Genomic DNA, 20,235 nt, shown 5'->3' on the forward strand with positions numbered 1-20,235 from the left:
CTTGATAAAGATCTTTAATTGGTTATTGCCTAGTCAAACAGTGTATATCGTTACACTAATTTAACAAGATCCGGTTCGGAAAAAGTGGTTATTATTATCATGTTAATGTAGGATTTTACCATCACCATGTTTGTATCAAAAATGTTATTGGACGTCCAGGGCGTCAACGCTCACTCCAGCCATGTCTTCAGCAATGATTCGTACCTTATAAGTGCCGGCATTAATCATTGTACCCGTGTTAGTAGTAAAATAATTCCACTTGCCCTCCTTTGTGGGGGCAAGATCGAAAGACTCTGCTTTTTTCATCGAAGTACCATCGGCGGCTAAAACCTCGATCTTCGCTTTCAATACCTTTTGAAAAGGATTGTGATACTTTACGGTTAAAGAATAGGTGTCGGCTACTCCGGTGTTCATCGTAAATTCGAGTATATCGCCGGATTGCTTCGTAAACATTACACGTTCACGCCCCATTAACACTTCTTTCTTCAAACCGGAGCCGATAAATTTAGCTTCGATGGCCTTATAAGAAATTACCTTCTTCAGATCATGTGCAGGCTCCAGTTTCGAAGCAGGCAGCAGGGCTACGGTGTACATTTGTCCACTCAACATATTGCCTATCGAAACACGATCTCCTTTATTGAACCTTTTGCGATGAACACGATACTTCCGATTTTCTGAGTTAATAATAAAGGTCTTTGTGTCTTCATAACCTTCAAGCATTGCTGGCAGGTAGCGTCCCGATTCGTCGACGGCCAGAAAAACATCTGCTTCTTCAGCAACAATGAAAAGTTTCTCACCTGAGGTCGCCCGAGCTAATGATGTTCTTATCCATTCGGCACCGTAGAGGTTTGATGGCAGGGAAACAAATTTCACTTCGGCGTCTTCGTACTGTTTCATTCCAGTATCCATCCAGGTCTGCAGAGTCCAGCTCCCGGCGCTTCCGCTGTTGGTTGTCAGGTTCTGAACAATAGATTTAGAAGGCGGTGCTGGAACCGCAGCTTTATTAGTAGTGGCTATCGCGATAGCTGAGATAAGCGCCTGACCAGATTTCACTTCCGGAAAAGAGATAATTATTTGTCCGCCTTTTACTTTAGCATTTACTGTTTTCTTTAGCACTGCATCGTGTCCAACCTCTTTCCAGATATCAAGGTCGTTTAATACCACATCACCATTTATTGCTACGTCAAAAATGCGCATGCCTGTGCAATCCAAGCCTCCTCCAGTTCCAAGCCATGGCTCTACGAAGTACAACTCGACCAGATACTCTCCATCTTGTACCGGGAACTGGAAGTTTAATTTATCTCTTCCATAACGGAAGTCCTGAAAAAGCTGCCAGTCTCTTGTTCCTTTTATTGGATCGTGAGTGCGGCGCTGACTGGCAAAGTAAGCCGGTGTACCCGGGAAGTCTTTCGTCCAGGAGTTAGAACCCCAGGTATTTTCACCTGATTGCTGCCTGTCGGCCAGCCACATATTTCCATTCTCATCTTTATAATCCGGGCCACCGCTATTTACCCTATACAGGTAATTATAATTTGGCTGTGCTGCGGTAACGGGCTTAGCGTCTTTTAAAAACTCATTAAAATGTGGAGCCCGTGGCAGATGATGAAGTACGATATAATCTTTCGCCACTTCTTTTCCGTTTACATATCCCTTTGCGTATAAAACATTGTAATTGATGTTCGCATTATCCCATTGAAAATGCGTTCCTACCCCACCTCTTTTTTTTCTTCCTAAGGAAGAATGATCAACATCGTTAAACAGTTCTACTTCATCGCAATTTGAATATACGGTGATGCTGTCTTTCTTTCCCGGCTTAGTCCAGCGATCGGGCCAGGTATGGGAGGCGATGTACACCATTGGTTCGGTTTCTTTAGGCGCATAATTTGATCGGAACATATAATAAACATCCAGAGGTTCTTCCCATGGCGTAAGCAGGCCTTTATAATTTACAGGTCCAATGCGGTCCAACTCTCGTAAACCCTCTCCCCCTTGCACACGGCCTGGATTATCATGAGAAGTAAAGAGCCAGAAATAATGTCCCGAGGTTTTGTCGCTAACCGATTCCGCAAGCCTGACTTTCAACTCCATTAATTGCGACATGCGGTCTTCGCTATACGGGCCACTTTGATTAAAGGGACCTTCGGTATGCAGATCAAGTGTCCGCCATGCACCATATTCGCCGATTAAAACCTGGCGTTGAACGTCCTCTGCGTAGGTTTTTGGATCACCGCCATAGGTTCCGGTCCAATTTTGAGGCACATCCCAGTCGGTTCCTTTTCCACCGTTACAGGTGGTTACCAAACGCTGCGAAGACGCAGTTGGATCCAGACTTCTTATCAGTTCGGTACATTCGCGTGCAAAGTCTTCCGGCAGCGTACTCTCATTCTCTAAACCCCATAGAATCACTGACGGGCTATTTCTTCTTTCTTTCACCCAATCCACTAGCAGGTTCTTAAAGTTTGTCCGAAACTCAGGAGTATCATACCAGATATGTGCGGCCATTTGGGTCCATAAGGTTATTCCGGCCCTGTCCCAATATTCCTGGTAACGAAGATTATGAGGCTGATGCGCATCCCGGAAGGAATTAAAGCCAGCCGCTTTCATTTGCAATACCCGCGATCGGACTTGTTCAGCCGAAAAGGCATGACTTTGACCCAATAAATGTTCATACTCGGCAATGCCGTTGATAAATACAGGTTTACCGTTCAAAAAGAAACGCTTGTCGTTATTATTTCTCCCGATAGGCCAGCTAATCCACCTGATACCATATGGTGTATGGATAGAATCGAGCAGTTTTCCCTTTTCTTCGATAGATGTTACTACCGTGTACAGATAGGGGTTCTCGATCGACCAAAGTATGGGATTAGATATTGTTTCAGTTCTTTGAGCAACTTTCAGGGTTTTTCCGGATGCAATGGTTTCTGCATTTTTCTGTATTGAGATTACCCTTCCGTTTTTGTCGATCAGCCTGTTTATGATTGATACAGTTCTGGTTTGCTTGCCATAATTTTTCAACTCCGTGGTGAAATTCAGCAATGCCGCTTTCGCGGATATTTTATTATCATTCCAGGCATGAACGCCAAAAGGCTCGATACGCAAGTCGTTTGTTTCGATAAGATGTACGGGTCTAAAAATTCCCATCGGTTGCGAGCCTTCAGAAAATCCTCTTTCGGTAGAACAGCCGCCGCAAACCCAAGGAAGATCGTGAATATGTGGCGGATGATCAGCCCTTACGGCTAAGATATTTTCTCTTTTTAAGTTGATAGTATTCGTTACGTCGATAGTGAAGGTTGTTCTTCCCCCTGCGTGATACCCCACCTGCTTTCCGTTAAGCCAAACAGTGGCGTAAGACCCAACTCCCTCAAAAAAGAGAAAATAACGCTTAGATTTTTTGAGGTCCCTGGCTTTAAACACTTTGCGGTACCAGGCATAGCCGTGCCGGTTTCCATGAAGTTCTCTTCTATAACCTTCGTACTTATCCCAGTTATGCGGAACGTTTACTTTCTCCCAGTTGCGGGGACTGAAGCCTGGCTTATGAAAGCCGTCAAAAGCATGTTTATTGGTATCGTTTGCTATGGTATGCCAGTCACTATCGAGAGAAATATCTCTTCGGACTGATTGAGCGTGTAGGGATTCACAAACTGTTAGTAACGAAAAAAAGAGGATATATCTTAATTTGAGAAATGTAGTGTGATGTACCATTCAAATTTAATTTAATTGATTTGTGGGCATTATCTACCCGCTTTTTCTGCATGGTGAACGCTTTAGATTTATTCATAAGCGCTAATTCTACTATGGCATTCATGCTTGCTTCGCAGGTCTCCTCTGGTCGAAATGACAGAGCGTCGAAAATCGCATACATAATATCAACGCTTTGTTCCTGCGCCTCGTCTATCCCGCCTTATCACCTCGACGAAGGAGAGATCTTTCAGCATTCAATCAAACGCTTAGATTCCTTCCGTTAACTGGCGGACCAAAATGACAAATAATTAAACGCAGAATTACAAGCGCCTCAAAGAGTTTACCTCTTCGACAAAGCGCTATTCAACTTATATTCTTTACCTTTTTTTGTAGGAAAACTAACAACCTTATCTCCGTAACGCAGCGTACAAACATTCCCAGCAAGAGACTTCACAGTAACAGAACTAAGCTTCCCGTTTTTCCAGTCAAGGTCGAACTCAAAACCACCGCGAGCTTTAATTCCTTTTACTTTACCATCTTTAAAGTCAGATGGCAATGCAGGTAAAAGATCAATGTATTTAGTATGGCTTTGAAGCAACATCTCAGCAATTCCAGCTGCACCTCCGAAGTTTCCATCAATCTGAAATGGAGGATGTGCATCGAAAAGGTTTACATATGATCCCCCGTTTCCACTTGCGGGCCGTAATAGCATTTTAACCATTTTCATAGCATGCTCACCATCCTTGAAGCGGGCCCAGAAATTGATCTTCCAGGCTAGGCTCCAGCCTGTGCCCTCGTCGCCGCGATAAATAAGGGATTGACGGGCTGCTTTCATCATATCAGGGTTTGTGTCCCAGGTAATATCACTGCCAGGATGTACGCCCCACAAATGCGAAACATGCCTGTGTTTGTTTGTGGTATCATCCTTGTCTTCAAGCCATTCCTGTAATTGACCAAACTTGCCGATCTGATTAGGAGCAATTTGACCCAATTTTGCCTTGAGTGATTCGCTAAAATCGGCATCCGTTCCCAGGAGCTCGCTGGCTTGAATGGTGGCTTTGAAAAGATCTCTGATTATCTGATGATCCATTGTAGGTCCGGCAACCAAACCTCCATTCTCGGGAGAGTTAGACGGCGTACTGATCAACCAACCGGTTTTAGGGTCCTTTACCAGAAAATCCACAAAAAACTTTGCCGCTCCTTTAATAATTGGGTAAGCTCTGTTCTTTAAAAATTCTTTATCCTGCGTAAACAAATAATGCTCCCACAAGTGAAGGCTCACCCAGCCTGCTCCTCCTACCCAAATTCCATGATTGGACGCGTTTATGGGGGCAGTTCCTCTCCATAGATCGGTATTGTGATGCAAAATCCAGCCTGAAGCATTGTAATGCGCTTTTGCAGTCTTTTGTCCCACTTCTGCCAGCTCTTCTACCATTTTGAAGAACGGTTCGTGCATGGGTGATAAATTCAGAAGTTCTGCCGGCCAATAATTCATTTCGGCGTTGATATTGGTGGTATACTTACTATTCCATGGCGGACTAAGTAAGTCGTTCCAGATGCCTTGCAGGTTAGCAGGTCTGGTACCTGGCCTTGAACTTGAAATTAGCAAGTAACGACCATACTGCACATATAAGGCCGCAAATGAAGGATCAACCGAATCAGAGAACCGGGCTAAACGCTGGTCTGTCGGAAGATGATCATTAGCGCTTTTCCCCAGCGATATCGAGAAGTTGTTATAATATTGTTGATATTCTTTTAAGTGTGCCTCTTTTATCTCAGTATATTTCTTCCCGGCTATGCTGGTCAGCGCTTGCTGACAAATAGCGAGAGGGTCTCCGGAAACATTTTTATAGTTCACATAATTCGTCCCCGCGGTGAGGTAAAGAGTCACTTCATCGGCTCCTTCTACAGTGATTTTTTCATTATCTACCGAAACATTTCCGCTTTTTGATTCGACTCTCAGTAAACTTTCGCCTCGCAATGCACCATTTCGTACTTTCAGCGATAAACCCAGTGTTTTATCGTCTACGTGACGGGTGCTTGAGTATTTATGAGGACTGTTAAGCAACGTCGAAAAGCTCACGCTCCCCGCTTTGTCAGCTTTTATATGGATAACGATTGCTTGGTTCGGCTGGCTTGCAAAATACTCCCTCGTGTAATTTACACCATTTAATGTGTAAGTAGTTTTTGATGCTGCGGTCTGAAGATCCAGTTCGCGTTTGTAATTCGTAGCCGATGAGGTTCCATTGAAATTAAGATAAACATCGCCGAAAGGCTGATAACTTGCCTGAAACGTTGGTACAGCAGGAGGTTCATCGTTTTGTACTTTAAACTTCCATGGTTTAACTAATGAGATTCCTTCGGCTGCAGTGCTACCTTCCGGGTAAACCGCAATATGCCTGCTGGTATCTTTATAACCGGCAATTCCGCCTTTATCAAAGTAGTTTAAAACCTGAATGGCGATGGTATTCGCCCCCGTTTTTAGCGCATCTTTTGGGATGGTATATTTCCTGCCTTCGGTGCTACTGGTATGCCCGACTAGTTTACCATTAATATACGTAAAATCCTCATCGCGAATGCGGTTCAGATCCAGAACGAGGTTTTTTCCTTTCCATTTAGCTGGCAGGTTAAAGGTAGTGCGAAACCATACCGCACCATCTATTTCCATACCTTTAGTTTCCCAGCCTTCATAAGTAGGAACCGGAAATAGTTCCCATTTACTGTCGTCAAAATTCTCTAGAGAAGGGTTTCCGTTCATGCCCTTAAATGAACGCATCTCGGCAAACCATTTCTCCTTCTGGCCTTCGGTACTTTTCATACCCATAAACTTCTCGGCGGCAAGAGCTTCGGCTTCTTTCTGTTTACCTTCAGATAATAACCTTCTTAGTTCCGAAAGCTGATTAAAAGCACCTTCCCTGTGATAGTCTCTGGGTTCGCCGGTCCAGAGTGTTTCTTCATTGAATTGAATGCGATCGCTTTCCAGGCCTGCAAATATCATGGCGCCCAGACGGCCATTTCCGATTGGAAGAGCGTCAGTCCATTTTTGTGCGGGCTTATTGTACCACAGCTTATAGTCCTGAGCCTTAGTGAAACTTGCAATCAGCAATCCACCTAAAGCCAGTAAACTTATTTTTTTAAAAAAGGGATGAGCCATTATTTCACGATGTTTCTGGGTTCTACCTGAATCGTTTCTAAAACTCCGGCCTCTTTAATAACCGGTGTCTTTACGTTCTTGAAATTATTACCGTCAAGCGTGATGTTCTTTGTTTTATCGCCTCGTACCCGCAAGAAATTGTCTGTTCCGGCTGCAGGGAATGAATCATATAAAAACGCATCTTCCACGTTTGTGAAATCTAAAATTGGAACACCTGCATGCGGCTTAAATGATTTTACACCATCAACCTCGAGTGTGCGCACATTTTCTGCTCTTATTGATGGGCCCGACTCGGTATTGATTTGAACATTATGGAATTCTATTCTTCTTGCTTCCTTGATGTTAAATCCTGTTTGAGCGTCGATATTAATGTCGTTGAACGTGATATTTTCGACCGGCATCTCAACAAGGCCGTTAATGAAGCATGCTTCTTTAATGTTTGATCCGGTGATGTTGCTGAAATGGATGTTCCGGAATTGTGGAGTACGCTCTGATACCGGTTCGGGATTCGTCCTGGCATATTGAAGATCCAGTACGATCGCCTGATCTTTAATGTTTTTCATCACAATATTATCGACACGTATCTCTTCAACAATACCACCTCTTCCGCGTGCCGACTTAATTCTGATTCCACGATCAGTACCATCGAAAATACAATTTGAAATAGCGATTTTCCTCACACCGCCAGACATTTCGCTGCCGATTACTACACCACCGTGACCCGATAACATAGTACAATTGGTAATTGTGTAATTTTCGGCAGGAACGTTCTTCGCTCTTCCCGGCTTATCCTTACCGGATTTGATGGTGATACAATCATCGCCTACGCTGATATGACAGTTAGAAATGTGCACATTATTGCATGACTCCGGATTTATGCCGTCAGTATTTGGAGCAAACGATTCAGGATTAAAGATCGTAACGCCATTTATCGTTACGTTTTCTGAAAACTGAGGATTAACCGTCCAAAAAGGAGAATTTCTGATTGTAATGCCGTCTATTTGCACGTTCTTACAATACATGGTTTGTATAAACGGCGGACGAAGGAAGCCTCGTTTCATCTGTTTCGGCTCATCTGGCAGCAGAATATCCTTATTCAGTTCGTCGAAAATTAATTGCCATTTCGAGCGGGCCTGCCCTTCTTTGTATCCCTCAACAAAATCCCACCATTTTTTACCATGTCCGTCAATTATCCCTCTTCCTATAATCGCTATATTCTCAGCCTCGTATGCATAAAACAAGGGCGAAAAACTTGTCACATCTACACCCTCATACCGACTTTTTACCATTGGAAGATAATCGTCAAAATTATCGCTGAAATGTAGTTCCGCGCCGGCGTCGATAAAAATGGTGATATTGCTTTTCAGATGAATAGGCCCTGTAAGATACTTTCCGGCCGGAAAATAGACAGTACCACCGCCCGCCTTCGAAGCGGCTTCTATAGCTTTCTTAATGGCAGCTGTAGCAATTTTGCTGCTATCGTTTTTAGCACCGAACTTGGTTACGTTATAATACGGATTTTGAGCGCTTACGTTAAGATAGCTTATCAGTAAAAGAGAAAAAGCGAAAGTTTTTAAGATTGAAAAATATTGCTCCGGAAATTTCATTTATATGTTTTTATATCAGTTTGGTCTTGTCTGTTGCCATTGTTGGTGTCTCCAACAACAAAACGATGTATTTACTTAAATCAGCTTTGTCTTGATTTTTTTCAGTTTATCAGATTTCGCAATTTCCTTCCCGTCGGCGAAGATTCGGAATCCTTTTCCCTTTCCATATTTGGTTCCGTCCTTATCCCAAACGAAGGTTAACATTTTGCCGTGGTAAGGTACCCTGTCCAGGCAGAACCAGTCCCATTGCCCTTCAGGCAATAATGGATTTACTTCCAGTGTATTATCTGCCCTCGGTTTTAAGCCAACCAGGTCATTAATGATTAAATCAGCAAAACCAGAATGGTTATAGAATTTGCTTCTCGGATGATCACCTTTTAACCACTCGCCGTTTTTTTCATCCTGATATTCGCCAATGTAAGTTTTTCCGTTCATTTGATGAGACATAGCATATTTATGAAACTCATCATAAAACACCTGCTTTGTCATATTACCCTTGTGCTTGTACTCAGTAAGTAAATTAGAGAGCCCTTTAAGAGTTTGTGTGGTGGCATACGGCCAAACAGCCCCATCCCACTCGCAACCATGACCCGAGCCATGTGTACGGAATTCCGGGTGTCTTCTTTCAGCAGTTGTTAATCCCCAGGGAGCATTAAATCCTTTTGTGTCCAGGATCTGATCCCATTGCTTTGCATATTTCGCTTTATCTTTGGGAAGGTTGAAATACCATGGAATATACCCGATAGCTTCACGGGCATCGCACAAACCGCCTTTTTCATACTGAACCTTAAAAAACGAAGCTGTATCGTCCCAAAGTTTCTCATGAACTGCTTTACGCAAAAATTCAGCCTTTGGCTTATATTTTCTTTTTAAACTATCGATGTCAAACAATTCAGCGATTTCGACCATCGCTTTAGCGTTGCCATACATATAACTGTTAATGGTTGGGCGGATATTCTTAGCTGTCCTCGAGCCGCTTATTGATTCTTCCATCGCATCCCGAACATCATACTGCCAGAACATTTTATTGGCGGCCTGTTTCTCTGCTTCCCACTTCTCGTAATCTGCATCCAGGTCAGGGACAAGTTTGGCAAGGAAAGGCCTATCCAGAGCAACTTTATAGTGATCATATACCGCATCCTGAATCCAGCTGCTGAACGCATGAAAGCGCTGAACTTTATGCTTAGGATCTACATAGAACCAGAAGTTGATATAATCTTTTATATACTGCTGATTGTGCAGCCAACGGCCTTCGTTTATCTGATGTCCTAAACCGCTGCTTATGGCATTGTATTTCCCTGCATGGTTGGCCGGCGTAATAAACTCGGTGATTACATGGCCTTCGGGTGTCTGCTTAATGTGTTTGCGATACGACCACCAGCGGAAATAATAGATTCGCTCAATGGCAGAATCCGGCGCGTCAAACAAAGGAATATTGTTAGAAAGCCAATCGAACGACTGTACATTGGGTACCAGATTAATTACTGCTTCTTCCTTATCGAGAATATTAAATTCGTTAACATATCGCTTCAGGTCATCGGTGTTTAACACTCCGGCTTTTTGCCCAAAACCTGTCTTAAAGTGAAAAACAGCTATACAAAGTAGCGTTAGAAGTTTGTATTTCATATTAATTGTTGTGTGTGTCTGACTTATGCATTATTCAAATAACCAATCAATTTCTTTTCCGTAGGCACCCAAACCTGCGTTAAAAATCTTTACTTCCTCGTTCCCTTCAATAAATCCGAGAACCAACAGTGCTCCCTTGGGAAGGTTCAGGTTATGGGTTCCGGCGTTGAACGAGTAAGTGTGTACATTAACTGTAGGTAATTTACCGGCAATTAATGCATTCGAAATTTTAATTTCACCCTGTCCATAATCGTTGGCACTTGCATCTGTTTCAAGTTGTGGTGCAGGAGCAAATCCATGCTCCTTCGAATTAAAGTAACCTATTAGTAGTTTAACGGGTTTCGATGTTGAAAATTTTAACCTTGTTCCCTCTTTTACCTGTGCAGCTTTTGAGAAACGGATCGCTTTTAAACCCTGAAGCTCGAGGGCAACATCGCCTATTGTAAGAGCAGAATCTGCAAACAAAGCTTGATTAGCAGCCAAATTGTAAAACGTTCCGCCATTTGACAGCAATTTTACATCTGCGCTTTTGAACGATTTCTTTTTATCAAGACCGGCTGATTTATTGGTCTTTAACGAATCAATACTACGCTTCAAGTTATCTAACTCCCTTTGGTAAACAGGCAGCATTTCAAACCAGTTGATGTAAGTAGCATCAACCCCGCGCATAGGAATTTTCCGTTGTGCCGTTTGCATACTATTGGCGTATAGGTATGCATCCTTTGTCAGTTTAACTAATTCTGCATAATGTTTCACACTATTCTCCAGATAAGGCATGGCTTTATCTAGATCTTTCACATCGTCAGAATATTTAAATTTAAGAACCGCGACCGCCGCTCTGGCCTTCTCTGCATAATAATTCGCCATTGCACGATAGCAATACATATCGTTCTTTAGCCTGTTGAACTCTTCTTTATTTTTTGTGACGAAAGGTGCAGCTTTTTCTATCGCTTCAACTGCTTTCTGGCCATGTACGACAACTTCATCAGCTACCTGGATTGGCGTTTCACCAATATGTTTCTGATTTTTCGCTTCTTTTTCAGCATACTCAATAATCATCTCACCTTCCGGAGCTTCAGATTCATAAAGCAGAGTAAATAATCCGTAACGGAAAGGATTGATTAATTGCGTCATCAACATACCTAAAGTAAGAGTTTGACGGTTACCGTCTGTGATGCCGTATCTTCTTAAAAGCTTCGGAGAAATCTCCCCAGCCTGTTCATGTGCTTCCAGTACTTGCTTGCCCTGCTCATTGCTGATACCAAAAGTTTGCGCCAGTTCTCCCCCCCAATAGTCAGTCTCCTGCTTTTTATCTCTATCCGCCTTCCATGCATACCTTGCCCAGGTTTTATACCACATCCAGTCGCGGTCAACTTGCAAAAGCCTGCCTTCTACCTTATCAGCTGTATATGGCCAATCCCAGTAAGATGCCTGCGGATACAAGTGTAATCCGTTTGCTTCATAAACGTTATGCATCGCCTGTACCGATTTCTGAATAAAATCAGGAGAGCTGTAACGGAACGGCTCAAGATTAGCAAGTATATGAACATTTTGTATGTGGACAGTACCAATACGGCTCAAACTTCTGTGAAGCTCGGCCCACTTTCCTCTAGGCGTATAGGTTGTCAGCGCCTCACCATTATACTTCGCCATCGTATACAGGTTTTTGTAAATAGGCAACGCCTCTTTCATTACACGAGGTGCATCCGAATCATGCGCACGAAGCACAATCGGAGGTTCTGTAGTCGAGCCTAGAGCTTTCAAACCGTCTTTTACGCCGGGAATAATAGTCTTAGTAAACCAGTCCACATCATCCTGACCTACACCTTCCATGGCTTCGCCCAAAGTAACCAGTAAACCTACGTTGGGATACTTCTCAACAAATGCAGTTATCGACTTACGGGTGTAATCGGAAAGTAAAGGGGTGATCGGACGGTTTCTATCCTGAGTCTTAATATTATGTTTTTCGGCAAAAGGTTTTGATACGATGATATTATAAAACATTTGGATCACCCAAATCCCTCTTTTATCCGCTTCCTGGGTAAGAAACCTGAACATCTCTTCATTTTTTTTAAATGTTGCCTCATCTACTTCTAAGGCGTAGGGATAGTCTTTGAGCTTTACCAGCGATGCAAAAGGATGCCCGTTCCATAAATAAAGAGAATTGTAACGGTTCTCGACCATCATATCAAGGTATTTCAGCCAATGAGCTTTATCATAAAACCAAGGGAATTGATCGGGAGTATAGGGGTATTCATAAACCGTTCTGCCGGGAAGATAATACGGCTTCTGAAGGCCAATAGACGTTCCCCGCAACACCATTTCAGGTCTGTCCTGAATATTAAGGTTCTGCGGTAACTTACCCGCAGTTTTGATTCTATCAGCTAATTCCAGACATCCATAAAGAACACCGGATTCATCGTTTCCTGAAACAATACTGTTTGCCGAAGAAACGACAGAGAAACCCTCCTTTGCCGTACCTGGGTTCAAAGCAAGATTGTACACTCGTCCGGCGCTCGAAATTAAATTTGCCTTATTTAATCCAACGGCTATAATCCGGCCATTTTTAGGAAGTGTATTTTGCTGGAGAACTTTCACCCGATAGCCGGCGGCCATTAAAGCCGCTTTCAATTTTTCTACGCCAAACTTAATGCGGGCGTGGCTTGATACAGGGCTCACCACGGTAATTATGTTATCCTGATTTACTTTTTCAGACGCTAACAGCGACGGAATTAAAAAGAGAAGACAACTAAGTGTAATAGCGAAATTCAGAAAACGTTTCATTAATCGTCCTATTTATTAGCGTATGATGAATGGATGTGCGGCCGGGTCAGTAAAACGGCAACTCAAAAGTAGCCCCCGATGATCTTGCTTTTATATAATATTTTCTCCAGCTATTATAGGATATTAGCGTCTGAACGTAGTGATAACTTTACAATTCAGGCGAATGAAGTAACAATTTCACTGACCAGGAGACGTCCATAATAGATCCGGAACGTTGCTTTTCTTCTCAGGTAAAATAAACATTATTTCCATTTATCAAAGCTAAACGATTGATAACCCTGCGGTTCCAGGAAACTAATAACCGAAGTTTTCTGAAAAGTTTCAAATTATTGAATATTAAGAAAAAGTTAATATATTAGTCGCCCTATACCATCGTCTATGTACAATTTACCTGCAGAGCAAGCCGCTGAGTTAAAAAGGCTTGAAAGTGTCGCCACTGAAAAACGAATAGCATATCAGAAGATTGATCACGAACTATTCGCGGACAAAGGATCAGAAAATATGGATCTGCTTCCTGAGTATACCAAGGCCAAAAAAGAGCTCACTGAAGCCGTTAATAATTATAACCTCTATAAATCAAGATTAGCCACAACCTATATAGTTTAACCTGAGTCCGAAAGGCGGATCTATTCACTTCTTTCGTTTTTGACCATGTCAGGCCCGGGTCCATTTACCCACCCCCATCTCTGAATCGAATTGGGTTAGCTTTTTAGTTTATAACCTTTTCCTGTTTTTAGAGTTATCTCTATACAATATAAACTATAATCGGTGGAACTGGAAAAGGGTTGGCAGAAGAGCAAAGCTAAAGTTTTTGGGCTGAAATAGCTCCCTGCGATCACGTACTGCAAATTTATGAGAACGATGACGCTTTTTTAGAGCTACTCATGAACTTTGTAGGCGAAGGAATTAATTCTGATGAAAGTGTAATCGTTATAGCTACCGACGTGCATTTAAAGGGCCTTGAATTCAAATTGGCTTCTCATGGCTTAAACGTTGAGTCGCTGGTGTCAAACCATCAGTATTTCCCTTTAAATGCAGAGGAGATACTCTCTAAGTTTATGCGAAGCGGATGGCCTGATGAAGAGCTTTTTATGACTGTGGTAACCGACTTAATTAAAAAAGCAAAAGCAGGCGACAAAAAGGTGAGAGCTTTTGGCGAGATGGTTGCAATTCTTTGGGCGGAAGGAAACAGTGGAGCCACCGTGAATCTTGAACACCTCTGGAACAAGCTTTGTCAGAAGGAAGTGTTTTGTTTATTCTGCGCTTATCCCAAAAGTGGCTTTACTCAAGGCAATGAGGCATCGATGCAGCATATTTGCGACAGCCATACCAGAATGGTAAAAGGTAAGCCGGATTCTAAAGATGAGATTCTGTACAAAACGATACAATCAGCAAAGATAAGCGCCTAGCTTACTGCTTTTCATCGTTGCATTTTCATTTACCCGATTTACGGTTAATTGCCTTAATTCGTTCTACCGAATAGTACCAGGCTCATGGTCAGAGCTGATACCCCGAATATTTGACCGCCCATGACTGGAGTGCCTTGGTACATAATTGTGGTAATGGGCGCCAGCTGCTTCCTGATCGCTTACCGGCTCGACATTCTTTGGGTTTGCAGACTGTCTTAATTGCTCATTTTCACCATCCCGAAGGTTTTTTGCTGAATTTGGTTGAGTTTCCATAACTTTTTCATTTTAAATAACTTAACCATGCTGTTGTTATATTAAATGTACGAATTTCTATCGATAGAATCAACAGCAAGCAGCAAATATTTAACGTATAATAAGGAGCTGCACTAACTCTGCAGAGAGAACTAGCGCAGCGGCCTTTTAATTTTGTTCCACATATTTCCTAAGCAGTTCTCCTATAATTTCATTCCATCCCTTGGTGAAGCTTGCAATAGCAAAATTCGGATCGTCTTTCGGGAAGCTTTCAATTCCTTCATGGCTCAATCGAAGGCGTGTTCTTGTCGCACCCTCGCTAAACAATTCAAACGTAACAACCGAATAACCGCTAAGCTCGGGATAGGTCCAGCTATAACTAAGCTTGTTCGGAGGATCAACTACAATCACTTCACATTCATGGAGATATTGGACATTTTCGTCACCGCCGGTAAAGCGAAATTTAAAACCTTTCTCAGGTCTGAATTCCTCAAGTTCAAAGTACCATTCCTTCATTTGTTCTTTGTCGGTAATGGCTTTCCATACTCTTTCGATCGGCGCATTATAGCTGCGCTCTACGATCAGTGGTTTTGTTTCCATATTTCAGTTTTTATTTTACTAGTTTCTTTATTTATTCAATCCTTTCGGTCGAGGAAATCGCCCAGAGCATTCAGTTTGCGGTTCCAGAATTGCCGGTAGTAATCAAGCCAGACATCTACTTCTTTAAGCTTTTCCAAATCGGCGCGGCAATACCGCTCCCTCCCCTCCTGCCGGATTTCAACTATGCCGCATTCGCTAAGAATCTTGATATGTTTTGAAATAGCTGGCCTGCTAACCTGGAAATGACTGGCTACTGTATTGAGATTTAATGACTGTGTGCTCAATAAATTAATAATATCTCTCCGTGTCGGATCTGATATTGCCTGAAAGACGTCCCGTCGTAATTCCATAATAGTAACCAAGTGGTTACAAATATAAAAAGAAACCATCTGGTTACAAAAAAATCAAGATTTTTATTCTCGGGTACAATTGCTACCAAAATGTTACAGCAACAATCGCCCATGACTGCTTGCGATTACTTTTGGAACAGCATATTTGCGTTGTAAATGCTGCGATGCAGAAATCATTATTTAACGTATGAAATTAAATTTGTCAAGTTTGCTGGCCACCCTGTCTGTTCTTATGCTGACAGGTACAAATGCAACTTATGCCGAGAGTGTTGCTAAGTCTAAACCGTTTTCGGCCAGTGCCGCCGACAAACGTTATAACATTGCTGAAAAAGGCGCTGTTGGAGACGGCAAGACACTCAATACAAAAACCATTCAATCTATAATCGATGAATGCGCTCAAAATGGCGGGGGAACGATGGTCATACCGAAAGGGGTATTCATAAGCGGCTCGCTTTTTCTAAAACCCGGAGTTAATATAGAAATACAGCAAGACGCTGTACTTAAGGGCTCGACTAACATAAATGATTACGAGAAACTCAATACACGCATCGAAGGACACTTTGAACCTTGGCGCGCGGCACTGATTAACGGCGATAAAGTTGACCATTTACGAATTACCGGCCCGGGGACCCTCGATGGCAGCGGAGAGCCTTTTTATAAATTATTTTACGATACCCGTAATGCTGTAAAGGGAACAAAAAACCTTGACGTAGAACGGCCCCGGCTAACTCTGATCCAGAACTCGAAAGATGTTAAGATAAGCGGCGTAAAGTTTCTGAATTCGGGATTCTGGAACCTCCATATTTATCGCTGCCAAAACGTAACCGTTGAGAATTGCCGGTTTGTGGCGCCGTCAGGAGCTGTTCCCAACCGTGGACCCAGTTCTGACGGAATTGATGTAGACAGCTCGCAGGACATTACTATCAGTGGATGCTTCTTTTCTCTGGGTGATGATTGTATTGCACTTAAAGGTTCGAAAGGACCTTTCGCCATGCAGGATAAAGATAGTCCGCCGGTTGAACGCGTTCTTATTAAAGACTGCATTTTCGAAGCTGGCGGCGGAATAGTAACCTTTGGCAGCGAGGCAACTCTTGTACGCGATGTGGAGGTGAAGCGCTGCATTACCCGCGGGCCAACAATACTTCGGCTAAAATTACGCCCTGATACACCTCAGCAATATGAAAACATTCGCATGAGTGATATTACAATGGAAAATGGCGGTGTCGTTTTCAAAGTTTCTCCATGGACACAATATTTCGATTTAAAAGGCCAGGAACCACCAAAAGCTCTGGTTCGGAATATAAAAATTTCAAATGTACGCGGCACGGGTGGTTCTTTCGGCGAGATTTGGGGCCACGAACGGGCAGAGATCGTGGACATCTATGTTAAAAACATGGATGTCCAGCTAAAGACCACCGATTTTAAATTAGGAAATGTAAAAGACCTGAAATTCAAAAACGTTAGGGTGAACGGTAAAAAGATGTCGGCTCCGTTGGCGCAGGCGGCTAACTAGAAAGAGTATCATAAGATGTTCAGAGGAAACTGAGCATCTTATGATACTTTGAATGACTCTAATTTCAGTTTATCAAAGAGATCATCCAGTTTAAAGGGCTTTAACACAAAGTCATCCATACCACACAACTTTATCTTTTCACTTAAGTTCGATGATACAGAAGCGGTCAACGCAATTATCGGGATGGCGGATCGTATAGGATTATCCAACCCACGAATGGCTGCTGAAGCTTTATAGCCATCCATAACCGGCATGTGCAGATCCATTAATATCAGATCAAAATCCTGATTTATGACTTTCTCTACTGCTTCCTGGCCGTTTAAGGCAAAAGTAAAACTGCAGTTCCATTTTGAAAGCACCTTTGTCAGCAATATTCTATTCATCGAATTATCTTCTGCTATCAGGATTTTAAGTCCGGCCAGATCATATTCCCGACTTGCCTTATCTGATAAAACACTTTTTAAGACTTTGTTTTTTTCAAGAACAAGCTCAAAAGAAAATGTTGAACCTATATTGGGAGTGCTATCCAAATGTACAACGCTATTGAACAAAAACAACAGACGTTTTACTATTGCTAAGCCCAGTCCGGTGCCACCGAAATTACGGGTGATACTGGTGTTCTCCTGCGTAAAGGGTTCAAAGATAGCCTCCTGCTTATCCGGGCTAATGCCTATACCTGAGTCTTTTACTGATATTCTAACCCGAATATTGGCATCCTGATTATGCAACAGCTTTAAGCGTAGGATAACTCTTCCCACCTCAGTAAATTTGATGGCGTTACCGGCAAGGTTATATATTATCTGAGAAATTCTGGTAGGATCGGTGATAACGCTCAAATCTTTAAGCCTATCATCAACCTCCAAAACAAAATCAATCTTTTTTTGAGTAGCCTGAAAGCGAAGTCCTTGACTTATGTCTTCCATTAAGCGGTTAAGGTCGACAGGAATAGCCTCAAGATCCAGCTTACCAGAACCTAACTTATTAAAGTCAAGAATATCATTGATTAAGGCATGAAGATTTCCTGCCGAAAATTTGAGAATATTGAGATTTTCTTCCTGCTCTTTCGAATGGTCGTCGTGGAGCAACAGTTCAGTAACCCCGATAACGGAGTTGAGAGGCGTTCGCAACTCGTGCGACATGGTCGATAAAAAATCAGATTTAGACTCAGCCGCCCGATTCGCCTCGTTAACTGCGAGCCGCAATTGATTGTTCAGCGCTTCTTTTTCCATGAGGTTATCCATAAAGGCCCGGCGAAACAAGTAGTGGCTTATGATGATGGTTACGAAATTTAAAATTAGCATCATTTCATAGCCCGGAGATGCAAGCCGAGAGGCTGGAATCAGACCGATAAACAAGCCACCAGGAAGCAGCATCAGTAATATCAAAGGCAAAAACGCCAGGCATGAATATATCAAAGCAAAGCGGAGCTGTAGTAAATAAAAACAGCCTAGTATCAACATGAAAACGAACTGAACGGTAAGCGTGTTAACGGTCTGGGCATAAACAAACACACTAGACCAGATGAGCAATAATGCCAGCCAGGCCATGCCGTGAGATACTATATGCACAAACCTGCGGCTGGTCAGCAGCATTTTAAATAGTACAAAATATATAACCAGCATCACGCAAGCCCGATCGAATTGAGGGTATTGTTCTGAATGCCAGGTCGCCATCATAGTGATGAGAACTTTGAGTAAACTAAAAGTCAGGATCACATAAAGAATTTTCATTCTCGCCCTTTCAAACGAATCAGACTCAGAACTTAATAATTTTTTTAGTGAAAAGTTAAAAACCGGGAAGTATTGGTGCATTCGGGATAAGGGTGTTTATCATCATGCGCTATTTAAGAAAATACGCCTGATCAAAGCTGTGAATAATAAAACTCATCCGAAGTACTCGTGATGTTAATTCGAAGTTAAGATAAATTGAGCATATCCCGACAACAGATACTAAGAAGATGGAGTCCGGTCGAATGCCTGGACATTTCCACAAACACACAAGTAACTTATAATCAGATGTATAAATAAAAAAATAAACTCGAAAGTCTAATAGATATTTTAAAATAAAAATGATGACAATCAACCTGTTTGCTCTTCAGTACGGCGTTTATGTGAGCAAACAAACGATATTTACTTCTCTAAACGAATTCACTTTTTTAAACTGGAAAGCAGTGCTTTTATAAACTCCTCTGGTATCTGTACATGTGGAATATGACCTACTCCCTCAAATTCGATAAGCTTGCTGCCTGGAATTCGTTTGGCCGTTTCGCGCCCAAGCACTTTATACTGCCCATGCTTTGCTTGTTCTTCCCGGGAAAGTAAACCCTTACCAACAATTGTTTTATCCTCAAGGCCTATAAACAAAATTGTGGGCACCTTCAAATTTTTGAGTTCATGCACAACAGGCTGTTCATAGATCATAGTAAAGGTCATAGCTGCAACTTTTGCATAACGTGGGAAGTCGGCACTTTTCGTAGGCCCGGCACCAATTTGCACCAGATAATCGTACTCCGGTTTCCATTCAGGAAAATACGAGTTTTGATAATATCTTTGGATACTTTCCGCTGATGCTTTCAACTCCGTTTTATACTGTTCCTCAGTAGAAACATACGGAACAAAGGTTTTGTAATCTTCTAGTCCGATGGGATTTTCGAGCAGTAATTTCTCCGTCCGTTCCGGATACATGAGGGCAAAACGGGTAGCCAGCATCCCGCCCATAGAGTGTCCAAGTATCGATATTCTCTGTATTCCAAGCGTGTCGAGCAGTTGCTTGTTAAACCGCGATAGCAAGTGAAAACTATAATGAATTAATGGCTTCGACGATTTTCCGAAGCCGATCTGGTCGGGGACAATGACTCGATATCCATTTGAACTGAGTCCGCGTATCACGTCTGTCCAATAATAGCCCGCAAAGTTCTTTCCATGGAAAAGCATTACCGACTTGCCATTTGGATTTGCCGGCTTAATATCCATATAAGCCATCCGCAAATCCGTCCCCTCCGATTGTAACTTTATAAAGTTAACCGGATAAGGGTACTTCACATTTTCAAGCGTAACTGACAGAGTATCTGTTTCGGCAAAACAGGTGGTGTGTACTATTATTAACAGGCAGATGTATAAACGAATCATGTAGTAAATACAGGCTTGGGTAATAAAAAGTTTAATATAAACTGAAGTAGTCACGACTTAATCTGACAGTTACAATAAAATTAGTAACTTAAAATCAGATTAAGCAATGACAACACAAGAGAAAATCATCA

General features: G+C 42.3%; 13 protein-coding genes. 3 read left to right on the forward strand and 10 right to left on the reverse strand.

Features of this window, described 5'->3' with window-relative positions; translation table 11 throughout:
• Nucleotides 1–144: 144 nt before the first annotated feature.
• The 5 genes from J3P43_RS18145 to J3P43_RS18165 form a co-directional block, all read right to left on the reverse strand.
• The gene (locus J3P43_RS18145; protein ID WP_255905076.1) at nucleotides 145–3,702 is read right to left on the reverse strand and encodes a malectin domain-containing carbohydrate-binding protein; all 3,558 of its coding nucleotides are present in this window, start codon (nucleotides 3,700–3,702) and stop codon (nucleotides 145–147) included.
• A 319-nt stretch (nucleotides 3,703–4,021) separates the two neighbouring features.
• The gene (locus tag J3P43_RS18150) at nucleotides 4,022–6,835 is read right to left on the reverse strand and encodes a glycoside hydrolase family 95 protein (protein ID WP_255905078.1); all 2,814 of its coding nucleotides are present in this window, start codon (nucleotides 6,833–6,835) and stop codon (nucleotides 4,022–4,024) included.
• Nucleotides 6,835–8,442, reverse strand: a complete 1,608-nt coding sequence (locus tag J3P43_RS18155) for a glycoside hydrolase family 28 protein (protein WP_255905080.1) — start codon at nucleotides 8,440–8,442, stop codon at nucleotides 6,835–6,837. Before J3P43_RS18155 ends, J3P43_RS18150 begins: the two co-directional genes overlap by 1 nt.
• A gap of 75 nt (nucleotides 8,443–8,517) precedes the next feature.
• Nucleotides 8,518–10,068, reverse strand: coding sequence for an MGH1-like glycoside hydrolase domain-containing protein (locus J3P43_RS18160; protein ID WP_255905082.1), 1,551 nt, complete (start codon nucleotides 10,066–10,068; stop codon nucleotides 8,518–8,520).
• A 30-nt stretch (nucleotides 10,069–10,098) separates the two neighbouring features.
• Entirely contained in the window at nucleotides 10,099–12,852 is a 2,754-nt protein-coding gene (locus J3P43_RS18165; RefSeq protein WP_255905084.1) for an alpha-d-galacturonidase, read from the reverse strand.
• Between the two features lie 378 nt (nucleotides 12,853–13,230).
• Here J3P43_RS18165 and J3P43_RS18170 point away from each other — a divergent pair, with 378 nt between their 5' ends.
• Together J3P43_RS18170 and J3P43_RS18175 are read left to right on the forward strand one after the other, a co-directional pair.
• Entirely contained in the window at nucleotides 13,231–13,458 is a 228-nt protein-coding gene (locus J3P43_RS18170) for a hypothetical protein (RefSeq protein WP_255905086.1), read from the forward strand.
• Between the two features lie 236 nt (nucleotides 13,459–13,694).
• The gene (locus tag J3P43_RS18175) at nucleotides 13,695–14,261 is read left to right on the forward strand and encodes an MEDS domain-containing protein (RefSeq protein WP_255905118.1); all 567 of its coding nucleotides are present in this window, start codon (nucleotides 13,695–13,697) and stop codon (nucleotides 14,259–14,261) included.
• Nucleotides 14,262–14,324: 63 nt separating this feature from the next.
• Here the strand turns inward: J3P43_RS18175 and J3P43_RS18180 are convergent, their stop codons facing one another.
• From J3P43_RS18180 to J3P43_RS18190, 3 genes are all read right to left on the reverse strand, one after another.
• Nucleotides 14,325–14,534 carry a hypothetical protein gene (locus J3P43_RS18180; protein ID WP_255905088.1) on the reverse strand — a complete coding sequence of 70 codons (210 nt, stop codon included), beginning with the start codon at nucleotides 14,532–14,534 and terminating at the stop codon, nucleotides 14,325–14,327.
• Nucleotides 14,535–14,681: 147 nt separating this feature from the next.
• Nucleotides 14,682–15,113 (reverse strand): SRPBCC family protein, encoded by a 432-nt coding sequence (locus tag J3P43_RS18185; RefSeq protein WP_255905089.1) that lies wholly within the window; start codon nucleotides 15,111–15,113, stop codon nucleotides 14,682–14,684.
• Nucleotides 15,114–15,148: 35 nt separating this feature from the next.
• Nucleotides 15,149–15,463 (reverse strand): ArsR/SmtB family transcription factor, encoded by a 315-nt coding sequence (locus tag J3P43_RS18190; protein WP_255905091.1) that lies wholly within the window; start codon nucleotides 15,461–15,463, stop codon nucleotides 15,149–15,151.
• Nucleotides 15,464–15,650: 187 nt separating this feature from the next.
• Between J3P43_RS18190 and J3P43_RS18195 the strand changes: the two genes are divergently transcribed.
• Nucleotides 15,651–16,976 carry a glycoside hydrolase family 28 protein gene (locus J3P43_RS18195; protein WP_255905093.1) on the forward strand — a complete coding sequence of 442 codons (1,326 nt, stop codon included), beginning with the start codon at nucleotides 15,651–15,653 and terminating at the stop codon, nucleotides 16,974–16,976.
• A gap of 38 nt (nucleotides 16,977–17,014) precedes the next feature.
• On the opposite strand, the gene J3P43_RS18200 is transcribed toward J3P43_RS18195, so the two are convergent.
• Together J3P43_RS18200 and J3P43_RS18205 are read right to left on the reverse strand one after the other, a co-directional pair.
• The gene (locus tag J3P43_RS18200; protein ID WP_255905095.1) at nucleotides 17,015–18,706 is read right to left on the reverse strand and encodes an ATP-binding protein; all 1,692 of its coding nucleotides are present in this window, start codon (nucleotides 18,704–18,706) and stop codon (nucleotides 17,015–17,017) included.
• Nucleotides 18,707–19,123: 417 nt separating this feature from the next.
• Complete coding sequence (locus J3P43_RS18205; protein WP_255905098.1) at nucleotides 19,124–20,104, reverse strand: alpha/beta fold hydrolase; 981 nt, start codon at nucleotides 20,102–20,104, stop codon at nucleotides 19,124–19,126.
• Nucleotides 20,105–20,235 lie beyond the last annotated feature (131 nt).

Origin of the sequence: Paradesertivirga mongoliensis, assembly GCF_024436395.1 — a bacterium.
Taxonomy (GTDB): Bacteria; Bacteroidota; Bacteroidia; order Sphingobacteriales; family Sphingobacteriaceae; genus Paradesertivirga; species Paradesertivirga mongoliensis.